This is a genomic window from Streptomyces sp. JLBJ103, assembly GCF_058215575.1.
Window position 1 is genome coordinate 3,636,512 of record NZ_CM177089.1, and the last position, 13,667, is coordinate 3,650,178.

At 71.0% G+C, this 13,667-nt stretch carries 13 protein-coding genes; 3 read left to right on the plus strand and 10 right to left on the minus strand.

Annotated elements, in window-relative coordinates; genetic code table 11:
* Positions 1–40: 40 nt before the first annotated feature.
* The 6 genes from pyrE to AC4BEG_RS15905 all read right to left on the minus strand — a co-directional run bounded on the left by pyrE (position 41) and on the right by AC4BEG_RS15905 (position 5,481).
* The gene (gene pyrE, locus AC4BEG_RS15880; RefSeq protein WP_490706521.1) at positions 41–580 is read right to left on the minus strand and encodes an orotate phosphoribosyltransferase; all 540 of its coding nucleotides are present in this window, start codon (positions 578–580) and stop codon (positions 41–43) included.
* Between the two features lie 55 nt (positions 581–635).
* Positions 636–1,451, minus strand: a complete 816-nt coding sequence (locus AC4BEG_RS15885; protein WP_490706522.1) for an aldose epimerase family protein — start codon at positions 1,449–1,451, stop codon at positions 636–638.
* Positions 1,452–1,531: 80 nt separating this feature from the next.
* The gene (locus tag AC4BEG_RS15890; RefSeq protein WP_490706523.1) at positions 1,532–2,476 is read right to left on the minus strand and encodes an SRPBCC family protein; all 945 of its coding nucleotides are present in this window, start codon (positions 2,474–2,476) and stop codon (positions 1,532–1,534) included.
* Positions 2,477–2,597: 121 nt separating this feature from the next.
* Entirely contained in the window at positions 2,598–4,208 is a 1,611-nt protein-coding gene (locus AC4BEG_RS15895; RefSeq protein WP_490706524.1) for a polyamine aminopropyltransferase, read from the minus strand.
* Positions 4,209–4,315: 107 nt separating this feature from the next.
* On the minus strand, positions 4,316–4,879 hold the full coding sequence (locus tag AC4BEG_RS15900) for a DUF2617 family protein (RefSeq protein ID WP_490706525.1): 564 nt from the start codon (positions 4,877–4,879) through the stop codon (positions 4,316–4,318).
* 344 nt (positions 4,880–5,223) lie between these two features.
* Entirely contained in the window at positions 5,224–5,481 is a 258-nt protein-coding gene (locus AC4BEG_RS15905; RefSeq protein WP_490706526.1) for a hypothetical protein, read from the minus strand.
* Positions 5,482–5,610: 129 nt separating this feature from the next.
* Here AC4BEG_RS15905 and AC4BEG_RS15910 point away from each other — a divergent pair, with 129 nt between their 5' ends.
* On the plus strand, positions 5,611–6,780 hold the full coding sequence (locus AC4BEG_RS15910; protein WP_490706527.1) for a pyridoxal phosphate-dependent aminotransferase: 1,170 nt from the start codon (positions 5,611–5,613) through the stop codon (positions 6,778–6,780).
* 145 nt (positions 6,781–6,925) lie between these two features.
* On the opposite strand, the gene AC4BEG_RS15915 is transcribed toward AC4BEG_RS15910, so the two are convergent.
* Positions 6,926–7,462 (minus strand): YbjN domain-containing protein, encoded by a 537-nt coding sequence (locus AC4BEG_RS15915; RefSeq protein ID WP_176181634.1) that lies wholly within the window; start codon positions 7,460–7,462, stop codon positions 6,926–6,928.
* A gap of 140 nt (positions 7,463–7,602) precedes the next feature.
* A complete protein-coding gene (gene clpB, locus AC4BEG_RS15920) occupies positions 7,603–10,197 on the minus strand; it encodes an ATP-dependent chaperone ClpB (RefSeq protein ID WP_490706528.1) in 2,595 nt (864 codons plus the stop codon).
* Positions 10,198–10,330: 133 nt separating this feature from the next.
* Between clpB and AC4BEG_RS15925 the strand changes: the two genes are divergently transcribed.
* Entirely contained in the window at positions 10,331–10,735 is a 405-nt protein-coding gene (locus AC4BEG_RS15925) for a pyridoxamine 5'-phosphate oxidase family protein (protein WP_490706529.1), read from the plus strand.
* Positions 10,736–10,783: 48 nt separating this feature from the next.
* Here AC4BEG_RS15925 and AC4BEG_RS15930 read toward each other — a convergent pair whose 3' ends face one another.
* Positions 10,784–11,161: a cupin domain-containing protein gene (locus AC4BEG_RS15930; RefSeq protein WP_490706530.1), complete on the minus strand. Its 378-nt coding sequence runs from the start codon at positions 11,159–11,161 to the stop codon at positions 10,784–10,786.
* Between the two features lie 62 nt (positions 11,162–11,223).
* Positions 11,224–11,862, minus strand: coding sequence for a Uma2 family endonuclease (locus AC4BEG_RS15935; RefSeq protein ID WP_490706531.1), 639 nt, complete (start codon positions 11,860–11,862; stop codon positions 11,224–11,226).
* 360 nt (positions 11,863–12,222) lie between these two features.
* On the opposite strand from AC4BEG_RS15935, the gene AC4BEG_RS15940 reads away from it, so the two are divergent.
* Positions 12,223–13,650, plus strand: coding sequence for an IS110 family RNA-guided transposase (locus AC4BEG_RS15940; protein WP_490701905.1), 1,428 nt, complete (start codon positions 12,223–12,225; stop codon positions 13,648–13,650).
* Positions 13,651–13,667 lie beyond the last annotated feature (17 nt).

The following is a 13,667-nucleotide window of genomic DNA, read 5'->3' on the forward strand; positions in this document are numbered from 1 at the left end:
GCCGCTCCCGCCTCAGCTGAGGCCGAGGTCATCGAGCGCCTCAGCTGAGGCCGAGGTCATCGAGCGAGTACGCCGGGAGATAGCGGAGCCCGGCGTCCGCGATGGCCGGTGCGGCGCCGCGCTCGACGATCGTGGCGACCGCGACAACCTCGGCGCCCGCCTCGCGGGCCGCCTCGACCGCGGTCAGCGGGGAGCCACCGGTGGTGGAGGTGTCCTCGACCACCAGCACCCGGCGGCCCGCGATGTCCGGGCCCTCGATCCGCCGCTGGAGACCGTGGGTCTTCTGCGCCTTGCGGACCACGAACGCGTCGAGGCGGCGGCCCCGCGCGGCGGCCGCGTGCAGCATGGACGTGGCCACCGGGTCGGCGCCGAGGGTGAGCCCGCCCACCGCGTCGTACTCCAGGTGGGCCGTGGCGTCGAGCATGACCTGCCCGACCAGCGGCGCGGCCTCGGCGTCCAGGGTGATCCGGCGCAGATCGATGTAGTAGTCGGCCTCCCGCCCGGAGGAGAGGGTCACCTTGCCGTGGACCACGGCCTTGTCCTTGATCTGCCGCAGCAGGGCGTCACGCGCATCGCTCATGCCGATGAGCTTATGCGGTGCGCCGGGACGCCCCGCGACACCCTCCGGACCTCCGCTACGTCAGGCTCCGCCAGCTGAAAGTCATGGACATCTCCAGCGGGTCGATGGGCGTGACCAGGCGCGGCAGGGTGTTGAGGCCGTTGGGCGGCCCGGACTGCGGCTCGATGCACACCGCCTCGGCCTGCTCGTCGTAGATCACCACCCACTCGCTGCGGCTGCTGACCGTCAGCTCCAGCCGCCGCGGCCAGGTGAGCGTGACAGCCACTCCGGCGGGCATGCCGAAGCAGTCGTCCCAGGGGCCGGGGCGGGGCGGGATCCGGTCGCCGGTGGGGAGGTGGTCCGCACCGCGCTCCTCCTGCCACTCGGCGTCGAAGTCCAGCCGGACCTCCTCACCGCCCTCCTCCAGGGTGCGCAGAAACCATGGGTGCCAGCCCGCCTGGGCCGGGAAGGAGTCGCCCTCGGTCTCCACGCTCATGGTCGCGGTCAGACCGTCCGGGGTCAGCTCGAAGGTCTGGGTGACCCGGCCCTCGTACGGCCACGGATCCGCCAGGTCGTAGGTGAAGGCGGCGGAGGACGGGCCGGTGGCGACCATGCGCCAGGCGACGTCCCGGCCGGTGCCGTGAATCGCGTGCGGCGGTGCGTTCACGGGCAGTTGATGGGTCCGGCCGCCGTTGCGGAACCGTCCGAGCTCGACCCGGCCGCACCACGGCACCATCGGGAAGGACCCGTACTGCGGACCCTGGCGCAGCACCTCCGTACCGCCGATGCGCAGCGAGCCGATACGGCAGCCGTTGTCGGGCGAAACGGTCAGCTCGGCGTCACCGGCGGTCAGCCGTACGCCCTTGGTATCCGTTGTCTCTTCGGTGGTCACGCCCACGAGCCTATGTGCAGCGGCTCACCGGCGGTCGCTCACCGGCCACGGCTCGACGACGGCCGTTCAACGGAGGCCGCTCAACGACGCCGTCTCAGTACCCGGCGGCCGACCACGACGGCGGAGGCGAGCACCACGGCCGCGGCGGGCGCGGCCCAGCGCAGCGCGACGCTGGTGGACGCGGTCTCCGGCGCGGGGACGGGGGCATAGCGGCCGCGGGGCGGGGCGTGGTCGACCTCCTCGGTGGAGCGGCCGATCATCGTGCGGCGGGCATGGGCGGCCTCGGCCGGAGGCTCGTCCTCGACCTCGCCCAGGCCGCTGGCCTCGTCCATCGACCCGACGCCTGCCACCTCGTCGACATCGTCGAGATCACCGACCTCGTCCAGCTCGTCGATGTCGCCGTCGATGGCGTCGGCATCAGCGGCGGCCGCGGCGGCGGCGTCAAAGGCCGCCTCGTCATCATCGAGATCCGCACGGGGGTCGAGGGACGACGGCGGGATATCGGTGTCGAAGACCGACCGCGGCTCGGTGTCGGCCTCGTCCTGCGCTTCGTCCTGCGCCTCGGGCGCCGCCGGCGCCGCCGGGGTGATCGGGGACGTCTCCAGCCCGGACGCCAGCGCCGCGGCGAAGCGGTCCAGCAGTCGGCGGGCGGCCGTGCCCGCGGCCTCGTCGCCGAACTCCGCGAGCCGCCCTTCACCGCGGACCGTCCCGGAGCAGACCAGCGTGGTGCCGCCTTCGGCGGGCCGCGGTGTGACGGTCAGCGTGAGCTTGACCGAGCCGCTGCCGCGCACCTCGGTGCCCTCGCCCTCGACCTCGAAGGAGCCGTCGCGCTCCCCGATGCGCAGGGCCCCGCGGTAGGTGATGGTGGATCCGCCGATACGCAGCCGCAGCCGACCCGCCAGCGGCCCCGCCGCCTCGTCGGCGTCCTGCTGGAGCCCGGGGATGCAGCGGGCGATGCGATCGGGTTCCGCGAGTGCCGACCGGACGGTGTCGACGGGAAACGGAACGAACACCTCATGCTCCATAGCTCAAAACACTACCCATCGTGCGTTCCGTGAGACCTGTTCCCGCGCAACTTTCGCTCCTGGCTCCCGCGAATTGGCGATCCGCACCACGAAGACCGACAGGCCGGGACCTCAGGGGGGCCTAATCTCCGTATCCGTAGCGTGGATGCATCAGGGTGGAGGCGGGCAGTCCGGGCTCGCGACGGCGCTCGGCCGCGTGGGCGGCGGCGCGCAGGCCGTCGAGGGTCAGGGAGTGCGGGCGCGGACCCCGGGGAGACAGCCGCAGCGGGACCGGTGCGCGGGACGCGAGCAGAAAGCCCCAGTCGCGCGGCGCCCTGTCGGTGCCGGGCACGGAGAACACCGGGCGCCGGGCACCGATCACATACGGCACGGTCCACAGCCCGGCGGACCGCATCGTGGCCTCCACCGTCCAGTACGTGTGCGGCCGGGGACGCACCGCGCCCGCGTGCACCACCAGCCGCCCGCCGGGCGCCAGCACCCGCTCGGCCAGCCCGTAGAACTCCTGCGAGTAGAACTTGGTGCCGGAGGTGAGCCGGGGGTCCGGCAGATCGCTGACCACCACGTCGTACGAGGCACGCCGGCGCAGCCAGTCGAAGGCGTCCGCGGTGACCACCCGCACCCGGGGGTCGCGGTAGGAGCGGGCGTTGAGCGCGGAGAGACCGGGGTCGCGGCGGGCCAGCCGCACCACCGCCGGATCGCGCTCGACGACGGTGACCGACCGGACCCCGGCGTACCGCAGGACCTCGCGGGCCGCCAGCCCGTCGCCGCCGCCCAGCACCAGGACCCGGGCGTGCGGACCGGCGGCCATCGCCGGGTGGATCAGCGCGTCGTGGTAGCGGACCTCGTCCCGCCCGGAGACCCGCAGCCGCCCGTCCAGGAAGAGCGCCAGCGGGCGTCCGCTGCCCCCGCCACCGGTGAGCACCACCTCCTGGACGCCGGTGCGCAGCGCGACGCGGACCCCCGGGCCGTAGACGGCCTGCCGGGCGGCACGCTCGAAGGAGGGGGTGAGCGCGACGCCCGCGGCCAGCACGGTCAGCACCGTCACATTGGTGACGATCAGCGCCCAGCGCGCCCGGCCGCTCAGATCGCGGCGGAACAGCCACAGCACCAGCGCCGAGCCCGCCACTGCGTTGACCGCGCCGGTGACCAGCGCGCCGGTCAACTGCCCAAAGGCGGGCAGCAGCAGAAAGGGGAAGGCCAGCCCACCGACCAGCGCGCCCACATAGTCCGCCGCGAACAGATCGGCGACCGCACCGCCGGCGTCCTGCCGCCGCACCCGCTGGATAAGGGTCATCAGCAGCGGCACCTCGGCGCCGATGAGGGCGCCGATGACGAGCGAGAAGGCGACGAGCGCGGGACGGGAGTGGCCGCACCACGCGAAACTCGCGTACAGCGCCATCGCCGAGCAGCCGCCCACCAGCGCGAGCACCGCCTCGACCGCGCCGAAGCCGACGGCGGCCCGGCAGCGCAACCGCTTGGCCAGCAGTGAGCCGAGGCCCATCGCGAAGACCATCACCGACAGCACCACGGATGCCTGGGTGACCGAGTCACCGGCCAAATAGGAGGCGAGGGCGACCAGTTCGAGCTCGTAGACCAGGCCGCAGGCCGCGCAGACGAAGACGGTGAGGAGGACGAGAAAGCGGCCGAGCCCGGCCCGGACGGGCAGCCGCACCGGAGGCTCGGGCTCCGGTGACGGCGCATCCGAGACGGCGGGCGTCGGCGCTTCGATCACAAAGGGAACGTTACGTCACATAATGCTTACCGTTCGTCACCCACACGGGTGCATTGACGGCCGCTCATCCGTGCCTCGCTCCACCCCACCGCCAGACTCATCGCCCGTCAGCCACACGGAACTTGAGCCGGGACACCGTCCGCACCCGGCGGCCGCAGCCCGGCCGGACGCCGGGCCCCCACACAGGTGCGGGTGGTCACCAACCGCCCCTCCTGGGGGTAGGCGTGCCAGGTCCGCCAGCCCACCGTGCCCTCGTGCCACTGCGCGAGCAGCGCGGTGAACGCGTGCGGACTGCCCGGAAACGTGCCCGCGAGACCGTGCGGATGGTCGGCGACCAGGGCCAGCAGCTCCTGGGCGCGCCCGGCGAACGATCCCGCCGACAGCTCCTCGACACGCGCCGCGAATTCGTACTCGCGGCCGTCGACCAGGGTGGAGACCCCCAGCGGAAGCGGGGTGCTGCTGCCGGACATACAGGCCACGGTCTCCGAGCAGTGGCCGTCCTCCCCGTCGAGGAGGACCTGATGGGAGGCGCCGAGCAGCCTCAACTGCATGCCATGGCCGTGGAGTTGGAGATCGAGTACGGCCAGGGCGGGAAGCGGTTCCCGTCCCAGGCACCAGGCGAGATCAGCGGCGCGGGTATCGGTGTAACCAGTCTTGAGGGTCGTGAGCATGGGTCGGCTCCGCAAGCACGCAGTGGAAAAGATGGGCCGGCTCGCCCCGCGGTGGACCAGGGGTATACGCATACGCCGGCTCGTGCCCACGTGGGGTCCGTTGGGTCGGTGGTGGTATACGGAATCATGAAATGCTCGGCGCCACATCGTTTTTACCCACCTTCACCGGGTTTCCACCCCCTAGGGCGCCCACCAGATCAAGTGTTCAACAGCCCTACGCCCGGCGCACGTTGGCGCGCCGGGCGTGGAATATGGATTTTACGGCCCGTCAGTTCGCTGTGTGCGCAGGTGAACCGGAGCACAGGGGAACGATGCGGGACCGGGCGGAAACGTCCGGGCGGCCGTCAGCAGCCACCGCCACCGCCGCCGCCGCAGCCACCACCACCGCCGCCACCACCACACGACGAGCCACCGCCGCAGGAGGAACCGCCCCCGCAGGACGAGCCGCCGGCACTGCCGCCACCGGCCCACCAGCTACTCGAGGAACTTCCGCCGGAGCGCCGCCGGGGCCGCGCGGTGCGCGCCCCGGACCGGCTCGCCCCCACCGCGGCCAGCGCCGCGACCGTGAAGGCCACCACCACAAAGACAACAACAGAAGTCATGCGTCCTCACTCTCCTTCCAAGCCCCCGTACAGCGAGGTACCGCGTCGTACCTGACCCGCTCATGCCCGGCGCCGTCACGGCCGAAAGCGAAGTTGAGGAAGTCCAGAGGTTCGGCGGAGGATGGCGGCATGGGACGACCGCTGCTCAATCGCCGACTGGCCGCATTCGGTACCACGATCTTCGCCGAGATGTCCGCCCTCGCCGTACGCACCGGCGCGATCAATCTGGGCCAGGGATTTCCCGACACCGACGGCCCGGAGGAGGTGCGGGAGGCGGCGGTGCGCGCGCTGCGGGAGGGCCGCGGCAACCAGTACCCACCCGGCCCCGGTATCCCCGAGCTGCGTACCGCGATCTCCGAGCACCAGCTGCGCTGGTACGGGCTCACCTTCGACCCGGACCGTGAGGTGCTGGTCACCGCGGGTGCCACCGAGGCCATCGCGGCCTCGCTGCTGGCGCTGGTGGAACCGGGCGACGAGGTGATCGCGCTGGAGCCGTACTACGACTCCTACGCCGCCAGTATCGCGATGGCGGGCGGCACCCGGGTCCCGGTCACCCTCCGGCCGCAGGAGGACGGTTTCGGCCTGGACCTGGACGAGCTGCGGGCCGCCGTCACCGACCGCACCCGCCTCATCCTGCTCAACACCCCGCACAACCCCACCGGCACCGTGCTCACCCCCGGTGAGCTGGCCGCCGTCGCCGAGCTGGCCGTGGAGCGCGATCTGCTGGTGGTGACGGACGAGGTCTATGAGCACCTCGTCTTCGACACCGGCCACACCCCGCTGGTCTCCTTCCCCGGGATGCGCGAGCGCACGGTGACCATCGGCAGCGCGGGCAAGACCTTCTCCTTCACCGGCTGGAAGGTCGGCTGGGTGACCGGCTCCCCGGAGCTGGTCACGGCGGTCCGCTCGGCCAAGCAGTATCTGACCTTCGTCTCCGCCGGGCCCTTCCAGTACGCGGTCGCCGAGGCGCTGCGGCTCCCGGACGACTACTTCCACGGCATCCGCGAGGATCTGCGCGCCAAGCGCGATCTGCTGGCCGAAGGGCTGACCGACGCGGGCTTCACCGTCTTCCGCCCCTCGGGCACGTACTTCATCACCACCGACATCCGCCCGCTCGGCGAGAGCGACGGCTTCGCCTTCTGCCGCTCGCTGCCCGAGCGCTGCGGGGTGGTGGCCGTGCCGAACGCGGTCTTCTACGACCACCAGGACCAGGGCGCGCCCTTCGTACGCTTCGCCTTCTGCAAGCGCGACCATGTGCTCACCGAGGCGGTCGGACGGCTCAAGGGCCTGGCGCGCTGAGCCGGCGGCTCTCGCCGGTTCCGTGAAAGCGACCTGAAAAGCGATGTGAAGAGCGACTTAAAAAAGCGTGAGCCCGGCCGCGCACCGGCCGCCTCGGCGGCGGTGCGTCGGCCGGGCTCCGCTGTGTCCTGCGGGCCCGGGGGGCTCAGCTCTCGTCGTCGCCCGGCTTCTCGTCGCCGTCGGACTCGATGTCGGCCTCCAGGCCGAGCTGCTCGACCAGCCACTTGTCGAACTCGATGGAAGCCCGCACCCAGCTGACCGTGCTGGACACGAAGTGCTCCAGGCTGACGCCGGTGCCGGTCAGCATCTGCGCCTCACCGATCAGCCGGACCGTGCCGTCGTCGTTGGTGTGGGTGTAGACCTTCGGCCACAACGTACGGCGGTTCCAGTCGTCGATCGCCTCGAGCAGCCGCGGCTTCTCATCGATGCCGTGCGGCCGGTCGTAGAACGTCCGGACGGAGAAGACCTGCTGCTCCTCCTCACCGCGGAACATGAAGTAGGTGCGGAACTGCTCCCACGGCGCGGCGAGGTCCCCCTCCTCGTCGACGACGTACTTCAGCTCCATCTGCTCCAGCAGCTGCTTGACCAGGTCCTGGTCGGGCAGCACCGGGCCACTCGGACCCGCCGGTTCGGGCTCGGGCTGGCCCCCGAAATTCGGAATCGAGGACGGGTCGATGCTCACCGTGGATTTCCCTTCGTCTGGATACCGCCATCCTCCCTCACACCCGCCCCCGGGGTGCAACCCCAGCCGTGATTTCCATGATCCGCCGCGGGGTCCGCGGGGCCGGGACGGGCGCGCTACCGGGCCGGACCCACCACGCGCTACTGGACCGGACCCACCAGGAGATCGTCGCCGACCCGGTCCACCCGGACCGTGTCACCGTCCCTGACCTCGCCGGACAGGATCTCCTTGGCCAGTCGGTCGCCGATCGCGGTCTGCACCAGACGGCGCAGCGGGCGGGCCCCGTACGCCGGGTCGTTGCCCTCCTCGGCGAGCCAGGCCAGGGCCGCCGGGGTGACATCGAGGGTGAGCCGCCGCTCGGCGAGCCGCCGGGCCAGCGCGCCGATCTGGAGCTCGGCGATCCGGGCCAGTTCCTGCTGGCTGAGCGTGGAGAAGACCACCAGGTCGTCCAGGCGGTTGAGGAACTCGGGCTTGAAGGAGATCCGCACGGTCTCCAGCACGCTCTGCTTCTTCTCCTCCTCGCCCAGCAGCGGATCCATCAGGTACTGGCTGCCGAGGTTGGAGGTGAGCACAAGAATGGTGTTGCGGAAGTCCACCGTGCGGCCCTGGCCGTCGGTCAGCCGTCCGTCGTCGAGGACCTGGAGCAGGATGTCGAAGACCTCGGGGTGGGCCTTCTCCACCTCGTCCAGCAGCACCACGCTGTACGGGCGGCGGCGTACGGCCTCGGTGAGCTGGCCGCCCTCCTCGTAGCCGACGTAGCCGGGCGGGGCGCCGACCAGCCGGGCCACGCTGTGCTTCTCGCCGTACTCGCTCATGTCGATGCGGACCATGGCCCGCTCGTCGTCGAAGAGGAAGTCCGCGAGTGCCTTGGCCAGCTCGGTCTTGCCGACGCCGGTGGGGCCGAGGAAGAGGAACGAGCCGGTGGGGCGGTCGGGGTCGGCGATCCCGGCGCGGGTCCTGCGCACCGCGTCGGAGACGGCGCGGACGGCCTCGGTCTGGCCGATCAGCCGCTTGCCGAGCTCATCCTCCATGCGCAGCAGCTTCTGGGTCTCGCCCTCCAGCAGGCGGCCGGCCGGGATGCCGGTCCAGGAGGCGACCACGTCGGCCACGTCGTCCGGGCCGACCTGCTCCTTGACCATGGTGCCGCGGTCCTCCCGCTGCACCTCCTCCTCGGCCGCGGACGCCTCGGCGAGTTCGCGCTCGACCGCCGGGATCTCCCCGTACAGCAGCTTGGAGGCGGTGTCGAAGTCGCCGTCCCGCTGGGCGCGCTCGGCCTGACCGTGCAGCTCGTCGATCTTCTCCTTGAGCTCACCGACGCGGTTGAGGCCCTGCTTCTCCTTCTCCCAGCGGGCGGTCAGCCCGCGCAGTTCCTCCTCCTTGTCGGCGAGGTCGCGGCGGAGCTTGTCCAGGCGCTGCTTGCTGGCCTCGTCGGTCTCCCGGGCGAGCGCCATCTCCTCCATCTTCATCCGGTCCACCGAGCGCTGGAGTTCGTCGATCTCCACGGGTGAGGAGTCGATCTCCATCCGGAGCCGGGAGGCGGCCTCGTCGACCAGGTCGATGGCCTTGTCGGGCAGGAAGCGGGAGGTGATGTACCGGTCGGAGAGGGCGGCGGCGGCCACCAGCGCGCCGTCCGCGATCTGGACCTTGTGGTGGGCCTCGTAGCGGCCCTTGAGCCCGCGCAGGATGGCGACGGTGTCCTCGACGGTCGGCTCGGAGACCAGGACCTGCTGGAAGCGGCGCTCCAGCGCGGCGTCCTTCTCGATCCGCTCGCGGTACTCGTCGAGGGTGGTGGCGCCGACCATGCGCAGCTCACCGCGGGCGAGCATCGGCTTGAGCATATTGCCCGCGTCCATCGAGGAGTCGCCGCCGGCACCCGCGCCGACGACGGTGTGCAGTTCGTCGATGAAGGTGATGATCTGGCCGTCGCTGGACTTGATCTCGGCCAGGACGGTCTTCAGCCGCTCCTCGAACTCGCCCCGGTACTTGGCCCCCGCGACCATCGCCCCGAGGTCCAGCGCGACCAGGCGCTTGTTCCGCAGGCTCTCGGGTACGTCGCCCTTGACGATCCGCTGGGCGAGCCCTTCGACGACGGCCGTCTTGCCGACGCCCGGCTCACCGATCAGCACCGGGTTGTTCTTGGTACGGCGCGAAAGCACCTGCACCACCCGCCGGATCTCCTGGTCCCGGCCGATGACCGGGTCGAGCCTGCCCTCGCGCGCGGCGGCGGTGAAGTCGGTGCCGAACTTCTCCAGGGCCTTGTAGGTGCCCTCCGGATCGGGCGTCGTCACCCGCTGTCCACCCCTGACCTTCTCGAACGCGGCGAGCAGCTTCTTGGCGCTCGCCCCCTGCTGGTCGAGCAGCTCCCCGGCCTGGCCGCCCTTGGCGGCGATACCGACGAGGAGGTGCTCGGTGGAGACATAGTCGTCCCCGAGCTCCTTGGCCCGCTGGGCGGCGTCGGCGATGACGGCCAGCAGCTCCCGGCTCGCCTGCGGCGGGGCCACGGTGGAGCCCTGGACGCTGGGCAGCGCGGCGAGCAGCCGCTCGGCGCCGCCGCGCACCTGGGCCGCGTCGGCGTCGACGGCGACCAGCAGGTCCATCACATTCTCGTTGTCCTGCCCCTGGAGCAGGGCGAGCAGCAGATGCGCGGGCGTCATGTCCGCGTGTCCGGCGGTCACCGCGTAGTCATTGGCGGCGCTCAGCGCCGCCCGGCTCTTGTTGGTCAGCTCGGCATCCACGTCCCTGTGCTCCTCCTCGCGTCCATGGCCTACTTGAGATGACAGCCAATCCTGCCCTGCCTAACCTCCGTAAACTTGAGTCTATTGCACTCAACTGTGCTGCGCCACCACTTCCGGCCATAGGTTCTGCACCATGGCCATCGATCCCCGCGACCCGGACCCCGGCTATCTCGCCTTCTGGCAGGAGCGCCATCTGTGCACCCTCACCACACCGCGCCCGGACGGCACCCCGCATGTCGTCCCGGTCGGGGTCACCTACGACCCCGAGGCCGGGCTCGCCCGCGTCATCGCCAGCGGCCATAGCCGCAAGGTCGCCCATGTCCGGGCGGCGGGCGACGGCGGGGCGCGGGTCGCCGTCTGTCAGCTGGCGGGCAGACGGTGGGCCACCCTGGAGGGGCTCGCGGTGGTCCGCGACGAGCCCGAGCTGATCGCGGACGCGGAGGCCCGCTACACCGAGCGCTACCAGCGCACCCCGCGCCCCAACCCCGCGCGGGTCCTGATCGAGATCACCCTCACCCGCGCCATGGGCCGGACGTAGGCCGCGCTCCGCGGCCCGGCCGCTCAGCCGCTCACGGCGGCGACGCCCTCAGTCCTCTTCCTGCGCCTGCTCCGCCCTCGCGTAGGTCTCGGCCATCCCACCGGCGAAGTCGTACACCACGACCTGCTCATCGCCGACCACCCACGCGTCGTGCCCCGGCGGGCAGACGAAGACGTCCCCCGGCCCCACCTCGGTCTCCGCACCGTCCGCCATCCGCAGCCGCATCCGCCCCTTGGCCACGAACCCCGTGTGGTGGACCTCGCACAGATGCGTCCCGGCGATCGGCCGCACCGACTCCTTCCAGCGCCAGCCCGGATCGAAGACGCCCACGGCGAAATCCAGCCCCGTCAGATGCACGGTGTCGAGGTGGCCCCCGGGAAAGTCACGCCGCTCATCGGGCTTCTCGATCGTCTTGACTTCCAACATGGCGGTACCTCCTGCCGTACCTCCATGGTGCGCCTGGCGCCATCCCGCCGTCGCACCACCGGCTACGCCCGGCGCGGGCCCGTGATCTCCTCGCCGATCGCGAATCCCTTCGCGGGCCCCTCGGGAATCCGCACCTCGGCGCCGTAAGGCACCCGGACGGCGGCGGCGTAGCTCCCCTCGGCGGCAGCGGGCGACGTCAGCACCGTCACGGTGCCGTGCTGGTCGTGGTCGTCGATCAGCACATAGACCGGGATCCCGGCCCCGGCATACGCCCGGAGCTTGCGCACCCGGTCACGTTGCTGGTTCTCATGGCCGGGCGAGACCACCTCCACAACGAGCCGCACGGCGGACGCGGCGAAGCCAAGGCCGTCCTCGGTGAGATGCTCCTCGTCGTCCTCGGGCGCGACGAACAGATCAGGCACCCACACCTTCCGGCCGTGGATCACGTTCCAGTCGTGGTGAACCGCGCAGTCGCTGTCCTCCAGATGTCTTTCCAAGGCACGACGCAGGCGGTTGATGATGCGTGCGTGGCTGGAACGGCCGGTCGGCGACACCTCGATGAACCCCTCGACGATCTCCGCGCGAAAGCCCTCGGGGAGATCCAGGGACTTCCACGCCTGCCACAGGGCCTCGTCGAGTCCAAGACGGGACATATCCTCGGGCACCTCCGTCGTAGGCGCCTCGTGGGCGAGAGCGGTCATGGCGCAGCACCTCCTCCTCAAGTGTGGGCCAGCAGTGCCCTGGCGGCACAGACATTTAGCTTTGGAGATGGCCCTCCGGGATCTTCGGGGGCTGCGTAGGGTGCGTCGGGTCCGGTTCTTCCGGCACGGCTGGATCACTGACCGAAGCGTCTGCTTGCAGGCGACTTCTCAACGTTGATCGACGGCTGGTTGAACCTCCCGACGCACGTGCGTCCCTGTTGGGAACTCGTGGCCGCGGCGAGCGCGGACCGCTGCTACCGAATGTCCGGTCAGCACAACCCTGCGGAACACGTGCCACGCGGGTCGTGGTGGAGGGGCTGGACAAGCGTCAGCCTGCCGCTGCACCAGACGGGAAGCCTGTTGAGACTGCACCTGGGAATCGATGTGGCCTGCCGGGCCTCGCACCGGGCCACCTGCACCGACGCCACCGGAGAGATCCAGTTCTCCGGACGGCGCTTCACGACCACGCCCGAAGACCTCGAACGGTTATGGGACGGACTGCCCGGCACCGACGACGTCGTCGTCATCATGGAGCCGACCCGCAACGCCTGGGCCCCACTGGCCGCGTGGTTCCAGCACCGCGGCGCCAAGGTCGTCCTGGTGCCACCGGAACAGTCGGCGGACCTGCGCGACTACTACTCCAAGCACACCAAGAACGACCGCCTCGACTCCCGGGTCCTGGCGCGGCTTCCGCTGCTGCACCCCGAAGGGCTGCGGGAGCTGTCGGACACAGGTCCCGCCAACGCACTGCGACGAGCCGTCCGCCGCCGCAGCACGCTGGTCGAACGCCGCACCGCCACCTTCTACCGGCTCGATGCCCTGCTGGAGCTGCTCGGACCCGCCTGGGCCGATGCCCTGGGCACCGGTGCCTACTCCAAAGCGGCTCTGGCCGTGCTGGCGAAGACCGGCGCCGACCCCCACGCCATCCGGCGGCTGGGCCGAAAACGACTGGCCGCCATGCTGATCCGGCACAGCCGCGGACAGTGGCGCGAGGAGCACGCCGAACAGATCGTCAACGCCGCCCAGCAGACCCTCAAGCTCTGGCCCGACGACGCCCTGGATTTCGCCGAACTCGCCGAGGACATCGCCGGCGAGGCCCATATGGCCGCTCACCTGAACACGCAGATCACCACCCTGGAGGACCGGATCGCCGTCCTCTACGAAGAAGCCGACCCAGGCCAGGTCATCGCCTCCGGGCCCGGCTTCGGCGTGACCACGGCCGCGGGCATCCTGGGCAGGCTCGGAGATCCGAACCGCTTCGCCAGCCTGGCCGGCATCCGCGCCTTCACCGGCCTGGTCCCCCGTGTCAGCCAGTCCGGACTGACCGGCCGCAACGGACCGCCCACCCGCCAAGGAGATCCCGGACTACGCGAGACCCTGTTCAAGGCCGCGGATATCGCCCGGCACGTCGATCCCACCCTGGCCGCCCGCTACCACGATCTCGTCGCCAACAAGGGCAAACACCACAACTCCGCCCTGTGCACACTGGCCGCCGCACTGATCACCCGCCTGGCCGCCTGCTGGCGCAACGGCACCCTCTACGAGCTCCGCGACACTGACGGCCGCGAGATCACCGAGGCCGAGGGACGACAGATCTGCGCGACCCGCTACAAGGTCGACAAGGCCGCCCGAGCGAAGGTCCACGTCCGACGCCGATCCCAGCAGCTGAAGAACCCAACGACGAGCCGGCGCGAGAAGGAGTCACGAAGTGCTCCGGCAACCGGCCCGTCGACAACCACCCTACGAACCAACCCTCAAGAACACCATGAGCTACTTGACGTCCGTTAGGAACTCAACGCCCCGAC